Origin of the sequence: Luteimicrobium album (assembly GCF_030161555.1) — a bacterium.
GTDB lineage: Bacteria > Actinomycetota > Actinomycetes > Actinomycetales > Cellulomonadaceae > Luteimicrobium > Luteimicrobium album.
This window is the reverse complement of record NZ_BSUK01000001.1, coordinates 3,854,110-3,870,707: the sequence shown is the minus strand read 5'-3', so window position 1 is coordinate 3,870,707 and position 16,598 is coordinate 3,854,110. Positions and strand designations below refer to the sequence as shown.

13 protein-coding genes and 4 pseudogenes are annotated in these 16,598 nt (G+C 73.3%); 16 read left to right on the top strand and 1 reads right to left on the bottom strand.

What is annotated here, in order from left to right:
* Nucleotides 1-226 precede the first annotated feature (226 nt).
* The 16 genes and pseudogenes from murG (at nt 227) to dnaE (ending at nt 15,151) form a co-directional block, all read left to right on the top strand.
* Nucleotides 227-1,378, top strand: coding sequence for an undecaprenyldiphospho-muramoylpentapeptide beta-N-acetylglucosaminyltransferase (murG, locus tag QQK45_RS19900; protein WP_284295121.1), 1,152 nt, complete (start codon nt 227-229; stop codon nt 1,376-1,378).
* An 80-nt stretch (nt 1,379-1,458) separates the two neighbouring features.
* Nucleotides 1,459-2,259, top strand: a pseudogene (locus QQK45_RS23495) (Mur ligase domain-containing protein); the annotation flags it as partial.
* A gap of 158 nt (nt 2,260-2,417) precedes the next feature.
* Nucleotides 2,418-2,723, top strand: a pseudogene (locus tag QQK45_RS23490) (glutamate ligase domain-containing protein); the annotation flags it as partial.
* A 299-nt stretch (nt 2,724-3,022) separates the two neighbouring features.
* Nucleotides 3,023-3,853: a cell division protein FtsQ/DivIB gene (locus QQK45_RS19890; RefSeq protein WP_284294691.1), complete on the top strand. Its 831-nt coding sequence runs from the start codon at nt 3,023-3,025 to the stop codon at nt 3,851-3,853.
* Between the two features lie 212 nt (nt 3,854-4,065).
* On the top strand, nt 4,066-5,355 hold the full coding sequence (gene ftsZ / locus QQK45_RS19885; RefSeq protein WP_284294690.1) for a cell division protein FtsZ: 1,290 nt from the start codon (nt 4,066-4,068) through the stop codon (nt 5,353-5,355).
* Nucleotides 5,355-6,152 (top strand): purine nucleoside phosphorylase YfiH/LACC1 family protein, encoded by a 798-nt coding sequence (locus QQK45_RS19880; RefSeq protein WP_284294689.1) that lies wholly within the window; start codon nt 5,355-5,357, stop codon nt 6,150-6,152. Before ftsZ ends, QQK45_RS19880 begins: the two co-directional genes overlap by 1 nt.
* A gap of 98 nt (nt 6,153-6,250) precedes the next feature.
* Complete coding sequence (locus QQK45_RS19875) at nt 6,251-6,751, top strand: cell division protein SepF (RefSeq protein WP_284294688.1); 501 nt, start codon at nt 6,251-6,253, stop codon at nt 6,749-6,751.
* 60 nt (nt 6,752-6,811) lie between these two features.
* Nucleotides 6,812-7,096, top strand: a complete 285-nt coding sequence (locus tag QQK45_RS19870; RefSeq protein ID WP_284295120.1) for a YggT family protein — start codon at nt 6,812-6,814, stop codon at nt 7,094-7,096.
* A gap of 123 nt (nt 7,097-7,219) precedes the next feature.
* Nucleotides 7,220-7,849, top strand: coding sequence for a DivIVA domain-containing protein (locus QQK45_RS19865; protein WP_284294687.1), 630 nt, complete (start codon nt 7,220-7,222; stop codon nt 7,847-7,849).
* Nucleotides 7,850-8,077: 228 nt separating this feature from the next.
* Nucleotides 8,078-8,539 carry a TraR/DksA family transcriptional regulator gene (locus QQK45_RS19860; protein ID WP_153022698.1) on the top strand — a complete coding sequence of 154 codons (462 nt, stop codon included), beginning with the start codon at nt 8,078-8,080 and terminating at the stop codon, nt 8,537-8,539.
* 42 nt (nt 8,540-8,581) lie between these two features.
* Complete coding sequence (locus tag QQK45_RS19855; RefSeq protein WP_284294686.1) at nt 8,582-8,707, top strand: hypothetical protein; 126 nt, start codon at nt 8,582-8,584, stop codon at nt 8,705-8,707.
* A pseudogene (locus tag QQK45_RS19850) lies at nt 8,704-8,958 on the top strand (signal peptidase II); the annotation flags it as partial. The gene QQK45_RS19855 and the pseudogene QQK45_RS19850, both read left to right, overlap by 4 nt.
* Nucleotides 8,959-9,026: 68 nt before the next feature.
* On the top strand, nt 9,027-9,239 hold the full coding sequence (locus QQK45_RS19845) for a signal peptidase II (RefSeq protein ID WP_284294685.1): 213 nt from the start codon (nt 9,027-9,029) through the stop codon (nt 9,237-9,239).
* A gap of 2 nt (nt 9,240-9,241) precedes the next feature.
* On the top strand, nt 9,242-10,180 hold the full coding sequence (locus QQK45_RS19840; protein ID WP_284294684.1) for an RluA family pseudouridine synthase: 939 nt from the start codon (nt 9,242-9,244) through the stop codon (nt 10,178-10,180).
* A 13-nt stretch (nt 10,181-10,193) separates the two neighbouring features.
* Nucleotides 10,194-10,688, top strand: a complete 495-nt coding sequence (locus tag QQK45_RS19835) for a GNAT family N-acetyltransferase (RefSeq protein ID WP_284294683.1) — start codon at nt 10,194-10,196, stop codon at nt 10,686-10,688.
* A 930-nt stretch (nt 10,689-11,618) separates the two neighbouring features.
* Nucleotides 11,619-15,151 (top strand): annotated as a pseudogene (gene dnaE, locus QQK45_RS19830) (DNA polymerase III subunit alpha).
* 75 nt (nt 15,152-15,226) lie between these two features.
* Here dnaE and QQK45_RS19825 read toward each other — a convergent pair.
* The gene (locus tag QQK45_RS19825; RefSeq protein WP_284294682.1) at nt 15,227-16,549 is read right to left on the bottom strand and encodes a carbohydrate-binding protein; all 1,323 of its coding nucleotides are present in this window, start codon (nt 16,547-16,549) and stop codon (nt 15,227-15,229) included.
* Between the last annotated feature and the right edge of the window lie 49 nt (nt 16,550-16,598).

The window sequence follows — 16,598 nt, the reverse complement described above, 5'->3', positions numbered from 1 at the left end:
CGGCCCTCGGTCGCGCGCCGCACCCTCGGCGTCGTCGCGGGCGGCAGCCGGCGGAGCCGCGGCGGCGCCGTACCATCAGGGCGGAAGTCCCCGCGCAAGCCCCCGTCAGGACGCACGACCCCCGTGGGCGTGAGCGGGCGGCGCGCTAGCCGCGCCATCGTCGCTCCCGCCCGCACGACACCGGCCCGCCGGGCCCGAACCAGGAAGCACCAAGGTCCTCGTGGTCATCACCTCCTCACCGGTCCAGGCCGTCGTCCTCGCGGGCGGCGGGACGGCCGGGCACGTCAACCCGTTGCTCTCCGTCGCGGACGAGCTGCGCCGTCGTCGACCCGACGCGAGCATCGTCGCGCTCGGCACCCGCGAGGGGCTCGAGTCGCGGCTCGTCCCGGAGCGCGGCTACCCGCTCGAGTTCCTCCCGCGCGTCCCGCTCCCGCGGCGGCCGTCCGGCGAGTGGGCCCGGCTGCCCGGCCGGCTCAAGGCGGCCGTCGACGCCGCGGGCGAGGCGATCGACCGGATCGGCGCCCAGGCGGTCGTCGGGTTCGGCGGGTACGTCTCGACGCCCGCGTACCTCGCGGCCCGGCGGCGCGGCGTGCCGGTCGTCGTGCACGAGCAGAACGCCCGCCCGGGGCTCGCGAACAAGCTCGGGGCGCGGTGGGCCGCCCAGGTCGGTGTGACGTTCCCGGGGACGCCGCTCGCGGGCGCCGTCGTGACGGGCCTGCCGCTGCGTCGCGAGGTCGCGGAGCTCGTCGAGCGGCTGGGCCACGACCGCGCGGGCACGCGTGCGGCCGCCGCGGAGGTGCTCGGCCTCGACCCGGCGCTGCCCACGCTCCTCGTGACCGGCGGCTCGCTGGGCGCGCAGAGCCTCAACATGGCCGTGTCCGGGGCGGCGCGCGAGCTGCTCGGCGGGGGCGTGCAGGTGCTGCACCTGACCGGCACGGGCAAGGCGGAGCCCGTGCTCGGGGCGCTCGCGGGTCTCGCGGGCACCGAGCGGTACCACGCGCTCGAGTACCTCGGCGAGATGCACCTGGCCTACGCGGTCGCGGACCTCGTGCTGTGCCGGTCGGGGGCAGGCACCGTGAGCGAGCTCGCGGCGCTCGGGATCCCCGCGGTCTACGTCCCGCTGCCCATCGGCAACGGCGAGCAGCGGCTCAACGCGGCGCCTGTGGTCGACGCAGGCGGCGGCCTGCTGGTCCCCGACGCCGAGCTGACTCCGGCCTGGGTCGCACGCGAGGTCCCGGGCTTGCTGTCCGACGGCGCGCGCCTCGGCGGCATGGCGCAGGCGGCCGCGACGGCGGGCGTGCGCGACGGCGCGGCGCGGGTCGCGGACCTCGTCGAGCGCGCGGCCCGCCGTGCGGCGCCGAACGGGGCGACGGCGTGAGCGCAGTCGACCGGTACGACGCCACGCCGGACCTCGAGGAGCTGGGCCCGACCCACCTGGTCGGCATCGGCGGCGCGGGCATGTCCGTGGTGGCCGAGCTGCTCGCGGCGCGCGGCGTGCCGGTCCAGGGCTCGGACGCGCGGGACAGCGCGGTCGTGGTGCAGCTGCGCGAGGCCGGGATCCCGGTGACGGTCGGGCACGACGCCGGGGCGGTCGACGGCGCCCGGACCGTCGTGCTCTCGAGCGCGGTCCGGGACGACAACCCGGAGCTCGTCGCGGCCCGCGCGCAGGGGCTGCGCGTGCTGCACCGCTCCCAGGCGCTCGCCGCGCTCATGGTGGGACGCCGGGGCGTCGCGGTCGCGGGTGCGCACGGCAAGACGACCACGTCCGCCATGGTCGCCACGATCCTGCGCGGTCTCGGCGAGGACCCGTCGTTCGCCGTCGGCGGCAGCGTCCTGACCGACGACGGCGCGCTGCCCGGAGGGCATCTCGGCCGCGGCGACGTCCTGGTCGCCGAGGCGGACGAGTCGGACGGCTCGTTCCTCGCGTACGCCCCGACGGTGGCGCTCGTGACGAACGTCGAGCCCGACCACCTCGACCACTACGGCACGCGCGAGGCCTTCGACGACGCGTTCGTGGCGTTCGCGGCCCGCGTGGTCCCGGGCGGCGCGCTCGTGGCGTGCGCGGACGACCCGGGCTCGGCGTCGCTCGCGGCGCGCCACCGGGAGGGCGGCGGGACGGCCTGGACCTACGGGACCGACCCGGCGAGCGACCTCGTCGTCGAGGACGTGCGCACGGGTACCGAGGCGACCGCGACGCTCCGCGTGCACACCCCGGGCCTGGGCGGCCGGGCGGACCTCGGAGCCGGGACGGCCTCCCGGCTCGTGCTGCGCGTGCCCGGCGCCCACAACGTGCTGAACGCTGCCGGCGCCGTGCTCGCGACCGTCGCGCTCGGCGCCCCGCTCGAGGGGCAGCCGCTGCCGCCGAGGCGTTCCGGGGGACCGGGCGACGGTTCGAGGCACGCGGAGAGGCGGACGGCGTGCGCGTCGTCGACGACTACGCCCACCACCCGACCGAGATCACCGCCCTGCTGGCGGCTGCGCGCGACGTGGCGGGCGACGGCCGGATCGTCGCGCTGTTCCAGCCCCACCTGTACTCGCGGACCCGCACGTTCGCCCAGGCCTTCGCGGACGCGCTCGCGCTCGCGGACGAGGTCGTCGTGACGGGTGTGTACGCGGCCCGCGAGGACCTCGACCCCACGACGACGGCCCGCACCATCACCGACCTCCTCCCGGCGACCCGGTCGGGCGCCGCGCCGCACGCGGTGGAGGACCGGCTCGAGGCGGCGCACGTCGCGGCACGCCTCGCCCGCCCCGGGGACCTCGTGCTCACCGTCGGCGCGGGCGACGTCACCGAGCTCGGCCCGGTGGTCCTCGACGCGCTGCGCGTCCGGGCGGGGAGTAGCCCGTGCCGTCGCGTCCGCCGTCCCGACCGTCCCGCCCGCGGCCCGCGCCGCTGCGGGACCGCGACCGTCCTGGCGGCCCGGAGCCGGTCGAGCCGAGGACGCGCGAGGAGGGGCCGCGGAGCGCGCCGCCGACCGCCCCGAAGCCCTCCCCGGGCCGGCGGCCGCCGGCGACGTCGTCGGTGCCGCGGGTCGAGCCGCGGACCGGCCCGGTGCCGGCGCGGCGCGACCCGCCGAGCGCGCCCGTCCCCGCCGTCGGTGCGCGCGGGTCGGTCGTCTCGACGGGCATGGTCGACCGGCTGGCCGAGCGTGCGGCGATGCGACGGCACCGGCGGTGGCGTCGGCTCGGGTGGACGCTGCTCGTCGTCCTGCTCGCGGGAGCACTCGTCTGGCTCGTGTTCTTCTCGCCGGTGCTGGCGACGCGTGCGGACGACGTCCGCGTCGTCGGGGCGGGCAGCCTCGTGGACACGTCCGAGGTCGAGCGGATCGCGGCGCAGGCCGACGGCGTGCCGCTGCCGCGCCTCGACACGGTCTCGCTCCGCACGCGGATGCTCGACGTGCGCGGCGTCAAAGACGTGGCGATCGTGCGCGAGTGGCCGCACGGTCTCACGGTGCGGGTGACGCCGCGCGAGCCCGTCGCGGCCGTGCCGGACCAGGGCCGGTACGCGCTGCTCGACACCGACGGCGTGCGGGTCGCGACGGTCTCGAAGGCCCCGAAGGGCGTCCCGGTCGTGACCGTGCCGCTCGCCGCCGCCGACCACCGTGCGCTCGACGCGGTGCTGGCCGTGCTGGGCGCGCTGCCCGAGAAGCTGTCGACGCAGGTCACGGCCGCCGAGGCCGCGACGCAGGACACCGTCGAGCTGACCCTCGAGGGTGGGGCGCAGGTGGTCTGGGGGAGCGCTCAGGACTCGCCCCTCAAGGTCCGGGTGCTCGAGGCGCTGAGGGCCGCGAAGCAGACGCGGAGCGCGCACGTGTTCGACGTCTCGGCGCCCGCGTTGCCGGTGACGCGGTGACCGTAGCGCGGCCGGCCGGACGGGTGGTTCGGCACGGATCTCGCGACACGCGCGGGCGGGTCGTTGCCGAGGCCGTCCGCGCCCCCTACGTTCGCAGCAAGACGAGGATGACATAACTCTAACCCTCAACTTGAGGGTGAAGGTTGAGACCCGGGCCACGGCGCGGGGGCAGCGACCGCACGACACCACACGCAAGGATCGAGAGGCACACCGTGGCAACTCCGCAGAACTACCTGGCAGTCATCAAGGTGGTCGGCATCGGCGGTGGCGGCGTCAACGCCGTGAACCGGATGATCGAGGTCGGTCTCAAGGGTGTCGAGTTCATCGCGATCAACACCGACGCGCAGGCCCTGCTCATGTCCGACGCCGACGTCAAGCTCGACGTCGGCCGCGAGCTCACGCGCGGCCTGGGCGCCGGCGCCGACCCCGAGGTCGGACGCAAGGCCGCCGAGGACCACCAGGACGAGATCGAGGACGTCCTGCGGGGCGCCGACATGGTCTTCGTCACCGCGGGCGAGGGCGGCGGGACCGGGACGGGCGGCGCGCCCGTGGTGGCCCGCATCGCGCGGTCGCTCGGCGCGCTCACCGTGGGCGTCGTGACGCGACCCTTCACGTTCGAGGGGCGCCGTCGCTCGGTCCAGGCCGACCAGGGCATCGACACGCTGCGCAGCGAGGTCGACACGCTCATCGTCATCCCGAACGACCGACTGCTGTCGATGTCGGACCGCGCGGTGACCGCGCTGCAGGCGTTCCACTCGGCCGACCAGGTGCTGCTCTCCGGTGTGCAGGGCATCACCGACCTCATCACGACGCCGGGTCTCATCAACCTCGACTTCGCCGACGTGAAGTCCGTCATGCAGGGCGCGGGCAGCGCGCTCATGGGGATCGGCTCGGCCCGCGGCGAGGACCGTGCCGTCCAGGCGGCCGAGTTCGCGATCTCGTCGCCGCTGCTCGAGGCCAGCATCGACGGCGCCCACGGCGTCCTGCTGTCCATCCAGGGCGGCTCCGACCTCGGGCTGTTCGAGATCAACGAGGCCGCCCGCCTCGTGCACGAGGCGGCGCACCCGGAGGCGAACATCATCTTCGGTGCGGTGATCGACGACGCCCTCGGCGACGAGGTGCGCGTGACCGTGATCGCGGCCGGCTTCGACGGCGGCGGCCCGCAGACGCGCAAGGAGGGCCAGGCGCTCGGCCAGGTCCAGGGCGCGGTGTCCGGCACGGTGCCCCAGGTCCCGGTGCTCGGCTCGTCTGCCGCGGTCGCCCCTGCGGCACCGGCGTCGCCCGCGGCCACGCCGCGCCCGTTCGCCCCGCAGCCCGCACCGGCGGGCGGCGTCCGTCCGCTCGTCCCGCTCGACGCGGACGACGCCGACGACGACTCCGCGGTGATCGTCGAGACCGAGACCACGGCGTCGAGCTCGCCGGTCTCCGTGCCGCGCCTGGTCGAGGAGGAGCCGCTGCGCCGCGCCGTCGACGAGCTCGACGTGCCGGACTTCCTCAAGTAGTGGGGGACGTACCGCTGCTCGAGGTGGACCTCGGGCCGGGCGTCCGGGCCGGGTTCACCACACGTGCCGGCGGGGTGTCCCCGGCGCCCTGGGCGAGCCTCGACCTCGGCCTGGGGGTCGGTGACGACCCGGCCCGCGTCCGTGCCAACCGTGCGGCCGTGTCCGCGATCCTCGGGGCACCCGTGAGCTTCATGACGCAGGTCCACGGCCGCGAGGTGATCGTCGTCGAGGGCGCTCCCGACGCTGCGACGCCCCCGCACGACTCGGTCGGCGAGGCCGACGCGCTCGTGACCGCAGACGGACACGCGCTCGCGGTGCTCGTCGCCGACTGCGTGCCGGTGCTCCTCGCCGACCCCGAGCGCGGCGTCGTCGGCTGCGTGCACGCGGGCCGGCACGGCGTCGAGCTGGACGTCGTCGGGGCCACCGTCGACGCGCTCGTCGGCCTCGGCGGGCGACGCGAGGCGCTGCGCGCCGTCGTCGGGCCGAGCGTGTGCGGCGCGTGCTACGAGGTCCCGGAGCAGATGCGCGCCGACGTCGCGGCGCGCGTCCCGGCCACGTGGGCGCGGACCCGCGCCGGCACGCCCGCGCTCGACCTGCCCGCGGGTGTGACCGCCCAGCTCGCCGCCGCCGGGGTGGGCGGCGTCGAGGTCCTCGGGCTCTGCACGCTCGAGGACGAGCGGTTCTTCTCCCACCGGCGCGACGGGCAGCGGACGCCCACGGGCCGGTTCGCGGGCGTCGTCGTGCACCGGCGCGAGGCCGAGACCGGTGGGCCGACAGCGCCGTCTGAGGCCGGATGAGGCCGGCGACACGCCGGGCGTGTCGGTGCCGGGCTGTCGCGCGGGCTGGGCTAGCGTGAATCACACGACGGTCGTTCGACCGGGGAGGAGCTCAGGCCATGGCTGGAACGCTGCGCAAGACCATGCTGTACCTGGGGCTCGCCGACGACCGCGGCGAGGCCGAGGAGCAGGAGTACATGGACGACTACGACGACGCCGACGGTGGCGTGGGGGAGGACTTCGCACCCGTGACCCCGATCGGACGGGCGCCCGCGTACTCGCCGGTGCGCGAGGTCCGCGAGACCCGCCCCGCACCGTCGCAGGGCGTCGACCTGCGACGGATCGTCACGGTGCACCCTCGCTCGTACAACGACGCGCTCGTCATCGGCGACGCGTTCCGTGCGGGCACCCCCGTGATCATCAACCTGTCGGACATGGACGACGCGGACGCCAAGCGGCTCGTCGACTTCTCCGCCGGTCTGACGTTCGGTCTGCACGGCGCGATCGAGCGGGTCACCAACAAGGTGTTCCTGCTGTCGCCCGAGCACGTCGAGGTCACCGGCGAGGAGCGCGCCGCCGCGGGCCAGCCTCGCGGCGCCGGCATCTACAACCAGAGCTGATCGCGTGGGCGTGAGCCGCGCGCGCGCCGAGGGCGCGGGAGATGGCACAGTTCAGCCGTGGTGATCTTCTCCGTCATCGGCATCCTGCTCTTCGTCTACCTGCTGCTCCTGATCGGGCGCCTGATCCTCGACTGGGTCCAGGTGTTCGCCCGGGACTGGCGGCCGCGCGGCGCCGTGCTCGTCGTGGCCGAGGCCGTGTACACGGTCACGGACCCGCCGCTGCGGCTGCTCCGGCGCATCATCCCGCCGATCCGGCTGGGCTCCGTCCAGCTCGACCTCGGCTACATCATCCTGTTCTTCGTCGTGTCGTTCCTGTGGCGGCTCTTCACCAGCCTGGGGCGGTGACACCGCTCCCAGGCCGTGGCCGCCGCGCCCGGGAGGCCCGGCCTCTTTGGCGGTCCCCGGCCCGACTCCGCTACCGTGGAACGCACGACCCTGCCCGACTGCCCAACTCATCGAGGTGACGCGATGGCACTGCTGACCGCCGAGGACATCCTCAGCAAGACCTTCTCGACCGTGAAGTTCAAGGAGGGCTACGACATCGAGGAAGTCGACGACTTCCTCGACGAGGTCGTCCGGACCCTCAACTCGGTCCAGGAGGAGAACGAGTCCGTCAAGGCCAAGCTGGCCGCCGCGGAGCGCCGGATCGCGGAGCTGAGCCGTGCCGACGCGGCCACGGGCTTCCAGCCCGAGCCGGTCGCCGTGCCCGAGCCGCAGCCCGAGCCCGTGGCCGCCACCGAGCCGCAGCAGCCCGCGGAGCCCGCGTCCGCGACAGGCATGCTCCAGCTCGCCCAGAAGGTCCACGACGACTACGTCAACGCGGGCAAGGCCGAGGGCGAGCGCCTGCTCGCCGAGGCCCAGGAGGAGAGCACCCGCATCGTCCGCGAGGCGGAGAATCAGTCGCAGCGCACGCTGTCGCAGCTCGAGCAGGAGCGGACGCTCCTCGAGCGCAAGATCGACGAGCTGCGGATCTTCGAGCGCGACTACCGCACCCGGCTCAAGAGCTACCTGCAGAACCTCCTGGGCGACATCGACGCCCGGGGCAGCGCGCTCCCGGCACGCGGCGGGTCCAGCTCGGACATCACCGCGGGCATCTGAGCCGTCAGGGCAGGGTCGGGCAGACCGGAGACCATCACCGGACCGTCGGGCACGTTCCTTCGGCGCCACGAGCCGCCACTCGCCTCCGGGCGGGTGGCGGCTCGTCCGTCTCGGGGTGACGCCGCAGGTCGAGCGCCCGTTCGGCGAGCGAAAATCTGCGGCGTGGTGTGTTGTAGTACCTCGCGCGGGCGTCTAGCCTCGCGTGAATCCGAACGAGGGAGGTTCATGATGGCCAAGCGTGACGTCGCGGTCCGTGCCGCGACCCGCAAGCAGTTCCCCCACCTCGTCCGGGACGTCAAGTCGTTCCCGGTCCGTGACGGCGAGGAGCCGTGGACCGTGGAAGAGGTCGAGGAGCTCGCTCACGGCCTCATCGAGGAGAACGCCCGGCTCCAGGTCGAGTTCGCCGCCGCCGACCAGGAGCTCTCCGCGCTCCTGCGGGACTCGGGCGACGGCTCGGGGGACGACCAGGCGGACTCGGGCTCGAGCGCGCTCGAGCGCGACCAGGAGCTCACGCTCGTCAACAACACCCGGGACCTCCTCGCGCAGAACTCCCGCGCGCTGGACCGGATCGCCGCCGGCACGTACGGCGTGTGCGAGTCGTGCGGCAAGGCCATCGGCAAGGCCCGGCTCCAGGCGTTCCCGCGCGCGACGCTCTGCATCGACTGCAAGCAGCGCGAGGAGCGTCGGTAGACCGACGAGGACGCGCGTCGCTGCGTGAGACACTGTGCGGCGATGAGCAACCCACCCGAGCGGGCCGCGTCCGGCGACCGCGAGCCCGAGCACGTGCCCGCCTCCGAGACCGGCGAAGGCTCCTCGCCGCGCACGCCGCGGCGACGCGGCCGAGCCGCCGTCTCGTGATCCTCCTGGCCGCGATCGCTGCCGTCGTCCTCGTGGTCGACCAGCTCACCAAGGCGTGGGCGCAGCACGCGCTGCGCGACGGCAAGGTGATCGACGTACCGGGCGGGTTCTTCCACCTCCGGCTCGTCTACAACCCGGGCGCGGCGCTCTCGATCGCGACGGGCATGACGTGGCTGCTCACGATCATCGTCGTGGTGGTGGTGGTCTTCATCGTCCGCTCCCTGCGCCGTCTCCGCTCGACCGGCTGGGCCGTCGCGCTCGGGCTGCTCCTCGGCGGCGCCGTCGGCAACCTGGCCGACCGCCTGCTGCGGGCCCCGGCGTGGCCCGCGGCTACGTCGTCGACTTCATCGGCTACGGGGACTGGTTCGTGGGCAACGTCGCGGACATCGCGATCGTCGTCGCGGCGGTCCTCATCGCGCTGCTCGCGCTGCGCGGCATCGGCATGGACGGACGGCCGATCGCCGACGACGCCGCCGCGGCACCGCGTCACGAGGCGGACGACGAGAGCGCCGAGAGCCCCGAGGGGCGCTGACCGTGGCGAGCCGAAGCTTCCCCGTGCCGGACAAGCTGGCAGGCGAGCGCGTCGACGCCGCCCTCGCGCGCATGCTCGGGCTCTCGCGGACACGGGCGGCCGAGGCGGCCGCGGCGGGCGGCGTCCTGCAGGACGGCGTCGCGCTCGGCAAGTCGGACCGCCTGCGCGCCGGTGCGTGGCTCGACGTCGAGCTGCCCGACGAGGATCGGGACGAGGTGCAGGTCGTGGCCGAGCCCGTGCCCGGCATGCGCATCGCCTACGAGGACGACGACGTCGTCGTCGTGGACAAGCCGGTCGGGGTCGCGGCGCACCCGTCGCCGGGCTGGACCGGGCCGACGGTGGTCGGCGCGCTGGTCGCGGCCGGGTACCGGATCTCGACGTCGGGCGCGGCCGAGCGGCAGGGCATCGTCCACCGGCTCGACGTCGGCACGAGCGGCCTCATGGTCGTCGCGAAGAGCGAGCGCGCGTACACCCTCCTCAAGCGGGCGTTCAAGGAGCGCACCGTCGAGAAGGTCTACCACGCGCTCGCGCAGGGCCACCCCGAGCCGACGAAGGGGACGATCGACGCGCCGATCGGGCGGCACCCGGGCGCCGACTACAAGTTCGCGGTGACGGCGGACGGCAAGCCGTCGGTCACGCACTACGAGGTCCTCGAGATGGTGCCGTCCGCGTCCCTCGTGGAGGTCCACCTCGAGACGGGGCGCACGCACCAGATCCGGGTGCACTTCCAGGCGGTCCGCCACCCGCTCGTCGGCGACCTCACGTACGGGGCGGACCCGCGGCTCGCCGCGCGCGTCGGTCTCTCGCGCCAGTGGCTGCACGCCGTCCGGCTGGGGTTCGAGCACCCCACGACGGGCGAGTGGCTCGAGGTCACGAGCGACTACCCTGACGACCTGCAGCACGCGCTCGACGTCGTGCGCGGGGCCGACGCAGGCCGCTGACGGAGGAGCACGCATGAAGATGCCCGAGGGCCCGGCGGCCCAGCACGTGACGGTCGAGCGGGTCCGGACGCCGGACCAGCTCGCCGAGGCGCAGGCCCTGCGGATCCGCGTCTTCGTCGACGAGCAGGGCGTGCCGGCCGAGGAGGAGGTCGACGCGCTCGACACCGACCCGACCACCACCCACCTCGTCCTGCGAGACCCGGACGGCGCCGTCGTCGCGACGGGTCGCCTGCTCACCGACCCCGCCCACCCGGGCGAGGTGCACGTGGGCCGGGTCGCGGTCGACGCGGGTTGGCGCGGCACGGGCCTCGGTGCGCTGCTCATGCGCGAGCTCGAGGCCGTGGCGCTCGCCGAGCACGCGGACGCGGGCCGCTGCCGCGTCGTCCTGAGCGCGCAGCTGCAGGCGTCGGGGTTCTACGAGCGGCTCGGCTACGTGGTCGAGGGTCCGGTCTACCTGGACGCCGGCATCGAGCACCGCGACGCCGCGAAGACCCTGCTCGACCGCTGACCCTCGCGTCTTCAGGCGTCGAAGTCGCGCCGGGGAAGAGTCGACGTTCGCTGCGTCCGAAGTCTTCCACCTGCTCCGAGACGATCTCGCGGCCGTCGAGGACACCGCGGGCATGGCGTCGCACGATCTCGTCGGGATCGTCGGCGAGCAGCCGTGCGACCTCGTGCCACGTCCCGGCCCGGAGCAGGACGGCCCACCGCACGTCGACCGATCGATCCGCGGCTGTGCGGAGGAGCTGCTCCTCGTCCGGGTAGTGGAGCCCGGCCGCGACGGCGGTGCCGCGTGCGATCCTCGCTCGGTCCCCGAGCAGGTGGTCGACGTCGGCACGGGTGGCCCGGGGGCTGGCGGCGCACGCTCCCCGGACATGGGGGTCCGGGTCGTGGAGCAACAGGTCGAACAGGTCACGGTACGACGTCGTCCCGGCGGTCCGGACGCGCACGTCCCGGAACGTGTCGCGCGCGAGCAAGGCTTGCGTCTCGCGCAGCAGCGACCGCTCGGGGTCGCGGGCGTACGCGTCCGCGAGGATCGCGCGCACCCAGCGGTGCGGCGAGGTGGCAAGCTCGTGCTCGACCCCGGGCCGGCCCCGGGCGCCTACTGCGGCGGTGGCGCGGACGAGCTCCCGCGCGTCGCGAGCGAGCAGCAGCAGGGTGTCTTCCTCGATCGCGGGGCTCTCGGCCACCGCCTGCCGCACGGTCGCGGACGGGTGCCGCGCGAGCTGGGCTGGCCGCGCCGTCGTCGTACCGGGATCCTCGGCCTCGGCGACGAGCGACGCGACGGGTCCCGGACGACGTGCGGCCATGTGAGGATCGTCGCATCCGCTACCGACGAGGCTGAGGCGCCGCACACGCGCGCCACGCCCCCGATCGCCCCCGCCCGACACACCCGTTCGGCGGGTCCGAGTGTCAGAGGGTGGCACCTAGACTCGACCTCATGCCGACCGGGGAAGACTTCGTCCACCTCCACGTCCACACCGAGTACTCGATGCTCGACGGCGCGGCCCGCCTCGACTCGTTGTTCACGGAGGTGGAGCGCCTCGGCCAGAAGTCGATCGCGATCACCGACCACGGCTACCTGTTCGGTGCGTTCGACTTCTGGAGCAAGGCGACGGCGAAGGGGATCAAGCCGATCCTGGGCGTCGAGGCGTACGTCACCCCGGGCACGAACCGGTTCGACCAGACGCGCGTCCGGTTCGGCCAGCAGGGCCAGGAGTCGGACGACGTGTCGGCGCGCGGCGCGTACACGCACATGACGATGTGGGCGCGGAACAACGAGGGCCTGCACAACCTGTTCCGGGCGAGCTCGCTGGCGTCGCTCGAGGGCCAGATGGGCAAGTGGCCGCGCATGGACCGGGACCTGCTGGAGACGTACGCGGGCGGGATGGCGGCCTCGACGGGGTGCCCGTCGGGGGAGATCCAGACGCGGCTGCGGCTGGGCCAGTGGGACGAGGCCGTCCGGGTCGCGGGCGAGCTGCAGGACATCTACGGCAAGGACTACTTCTACGTCGAGCTGATGGACCACGGGCTGGACATCGAGCGGCGCGTCATCAAGGACCTGCTGCGCCTCGCGGAGACGATCGGCGCACCGCTGCTGGCGACGAACGACCTGCACTACGTGCGCCAGGAGGACGCGACGTCGCAGGAGGCGCTGCTCGCGATCAACTCGGGCTCCACGCTGGATGACCCGGACCGGTTCAAGTTCGACGGCGACGGCTACTACGTGAAGTCGGCCGAGGAGATGCGCCGGGTGTGGGCGGAGCTGCCGGAGGCGTGCGACAACACCCTGCGTCTGGCGGAGCAGTGCGAGGTGTCGTTCGACACGGCGGCGAACTACATGCCGCGGTTCCCGGTGCCCGACGGCGAGGACGAGACGAGCTGGTTCGTCAAGGAGGTCGAGGCGGGGCTGCACCGCCGGTACCCCGACGGCGTGCCCGAGGCGTCGCGCAAGCAGGCTGAGTACGAGACCGAGGTCATCCTGCAGATGGGCTTCCCGGGCTACTTCCTCGTGGTCGCGGACTTCATCAACTGGGCCAAGTCACAGGGCATCCGGGTGGGGCCGGGCCGTGGCTCCGCGGCGGGGTCGATGGCGGCGTACGTCATGGGCATCACCGAGCTCGACCCGCTGCAGCACGGCCTGATCTTCGAGCGCTTCCTCAACCCGGAGCGCGTGTCCATGCCCGACGTCGACGTCGACTTCGACGAGCGCCGGCGCGGCGAGGTGATCAAGTACGTGACCGACAAGTATGGGGATGACCGCGTCTCCCAGGTCGTCACGTACGGCACCATCAAGGCCAAGCAGGCCCTCAAGGACTCCTCGCGTCTACTGGGTTTCCCGTTCGCGATGGGGGAGAAGCTCACCAAGGCGATGCCCCCGCCGTGATGGGCAAGGACATCTCGCTGGGCGGGATCTTCAACCCGCAGGACCCGCGGTACGCCGAGGCGGAACAGTTCCGTCAGCTCCACGGCGCCGACCCCGACGCCCAGCGCGTCGTCGAGCTCGCGCGGGGCATCGAGGGACTGAAGCGGCAGTGGGGCGTGCACGCGTGCGCCCTCATCATGTCGAGCGTCCCGCTCACCGATGTCATCCCTACCATGCGCCGCCCGCAGGACGGCGCGATCATCACCCAGTTCGACTACCCGACGTCGGAGACGCTCGGGCTGATCAAGATGGACTTCCTCGGGCTGCGGAACCTCACGATCCTCGACGACGCGCTCGGCAACATCGTCGCGAACGGCAAGGAGCCGGTCGAGATCGAGTCGGTCCCGCTCGACGACGAGGCGGCCTACGCCCTGCTGACGCGCGGGGACACGCTGGGCGTGTTCCAGCTCGACGGCGGGCCGATGCGGGCGCTGCTGCGGCAGATGCGCCCGGACAACTTCGAGGACATCTCCGCAGTCATCGCCCTGTACCGGCCGGGTCCGATGGGCATGAACTCGCACACGAACTACGCGCTGCGCAAGAACGGGCTGCAGGAGATCACGCCGATCCACCCCGAGCTCGAGGAGCCGCTCGCGGAGGTGCTGGGCGAGACGTACGGCCTGATCGTCTACCAGGAGCAGGTGCAGCGCGCCGCCCAGATCCTCGCGGGCTACTCGCTCGGCCAGGCCGACCTGCTGCGGCGCGCGATGGGCAAGAAGAAGAAGGAGATCCTCGACAAGGAGTTCGTGCCCTTCCAGACGGGCATGCGCGAGCGGGGCTACTCGGACAAGGCGATCCAGGCGGTCTGGGACACGCTGGTCCCGTTCGCGGGCTACGCGTTCAACAAGGCGCACTCGGCCGGGTACGGCCTGGTGTCGTACTGGACCGCCTTCATGAAGGCGAACTACCCGACCGAGTACATGGCGGCGCTCCTGACGAGCGTGCGCGACGACAAGGACAAGTCGGCGCTGTACCTGTCGGAGTGCCGACGCATGGGCATCACGGTGCTCCCGCCGGACGTGAACTCGTCCGCGGCGAATTTCACCGCCGTCGGTGACGACATCCGCTTCGGCCTGACGGCGGTCCGCAACGTGGGTGCGAACGTCGTCGACGCGATCACCGCGACCCGTGAGGAGAAGGGCGAGTTCACCTCGTTCACCGACTTCCTGGACAAGGTCCCGGCCGTCGTGTGCAACAAGAGGACCATCGAGTCGCTCATCAAGGCGGGTGCGTTCGACTCGCTCGGGCACACGCGGCGTGCGCTGCTCGCGGTCCACGAGATGGCCGTCGACTCGGTGATCAGCGTCAAGCGCAAGGAGGCGGAGGGGCAGTTCGACCTGTTCGCGGACTTCGCCGCCGACGCCGACGGCGCGACCGTCGGGTTCGCCGTGGACGTCCCGGACCTGCCCGACTGGGAGAAGAAGCAGCGTCTCGCGTTCGAGCGCGAGATGCTCGGCCTCTACGTCTCGGACCACCCGCTGTCCGGGCTCGAGCACGTGCTCTCGCGCGCCGCGGAGACGACGATCGCGAACCTCCTGGCCGACGAGGAACGCGCGGACGGTTCCGTCGTGACGATCGCCGGGCTGCTGACGAACGTGCAGCACCGGTGGTCGAAGAACGGCAACCCGTGGGCGTCGGTCGCCGTCGAGGACCTCGAGGGCTCGGTCGAGGTCATGTTCTTCGGCGAGACGTACCTCGCGTACTCGACGATCCTCGCGGAGGACACCGTCGTGACCCTGCGGGGGCGGGTGCGGCGCCGGGACGACGCGATGCAGCTCCAGGCGATGGAGGTGTCCTTGCCGGACGTCTCGGCGTCGCCCGACGGCCCGGTGACCGTGAGCCTCCCGTCGGTGCGGTGCACGCAGCCCGTCGTGGAGCGGCTGCGGGAGATCCTGCGCACCCACCCGGGTGCGTCGGAGGTGCACCTCAAGCTCACCGAGCCCGGCCGGGCGACCGTCATGCGCCTCGAGGACACGCTACGGGTCGAGCGGACCCCGGCGCTGTTCGGCGACCTCAAGGCGCTGCTGGGCCCGAGCTGCCTGGCCTGACCGAGGCACGACGACGGCCGCCCCGGATGCTCTCCGGGGCGGCCGTCGTCGTGTCGGGCGCCGTGTCGGCGGGTGTCAGCGTCCCTGGAGCGTCCTGACGTTGTCGCCGAACGTCCAGCCCTTCGAGCCGTCCCAGTTGATCGACCACGTCATCAGTCCCTTGAGCTGCCCGCTGAACGCGTTCCACGACTGGCTCACGAGCGACGGCGCCAGGTAGCCGCCGCCCGCGCCGGGCTGGGCGGGCAGACCGGGGACCTGCTTGTCGTAGGGAACGGTCACCGTGGTGCCCTGGATGGTGAGCCCGTTCGCGAGGCACGTGGTCTGTGCGATGAACCCGGCGACGGTGCCGGCGCCGTACGAGTCGCCCGAGCAGCCGTACATGGAGCCGTTGTAGTACTGCATGTTGAGCCACCACAGCCGGCCGTCGTCGACGTACTTCTTGATGATCGGGAGGTACGAGCCCCAGATCGAGCCGTAGGTCACCGAGCCGCCGGTGACGTACGCCGTCTCGGGGGCCATCGTGAGGCCGAACCCGGCGGGCATCTGGGCGAGGACACCGTCGATGATGCGTTCGAGGTTCGCCTGCGAGGTCGACAGGGTCCCGATGCTGCCGCTGCCCGACAGCCCGGTCTCGATGTCGATGTCGATCCCGTCGAAGTGGTTGGCCTTGAGGATCGGGACGATCGTCGCGACGAACCGGTCCGCGACGACGGACGAGCTGAGGTCGATCCCGGCGGTCGCGCCGCCGATCGACATGAGGAGCGTCAGGCCGTTCGCCTTGGCGGCGCACATCTCGGCCGGCGTCGGCACCTTGACGCCCGCGTCCATCCCGTCCTCCCACAGCACGGTGCCGTCGGAGCGGATGACGGGGAACGCCAGGTTCACGACGTCGTAGCCGTGCTGCGCGACCCGCGGGTCCGTGATCGGGATCCAGCCGAGGCCCGGGTGCACGCCGTTCGACGCGCCGTCCCAGTTCTCCCAGTAGCCCTGCAGCACCTTGCCGGCGGGGCGGGCCTTCGTGGCGCAGCCGTCGTCGGGCGGGGTGGTGGGGGTCGTCGTCTGCGTGGGGGTCGGGGTCGCCGTCTCGGTCGGTGAGCCCGTGCCCGACGGCGACCCGGTGCAGGCGCCGGTGTCGCTCCACAGCGTCGGTGTGGCGGCGGGCGTCCAGCCGGCACCGACGTACGCGGTGTGCGTGACGAGCGCGGTGTACGCGTGCCCGGCGTAGGTCACCTGCGTGCCCGCGGTGTAGGTCGAGCCCTCGGCCCACGCGGGTGCGGTGCAGGTTGCGGTCGCTGCCCCCGCCGCGCCCGCGACGGCGAGGGGGACGGCCGCGACGGCGGCGGCCGCCGCGACGGTCGCGACGACGAGCAGGGCGGACGCACGGCGTCGTGCGGTCATGTGTCACCTCCAGGTAGGTGGTACCGACGCTAAGCACCGCAGTGCGCGC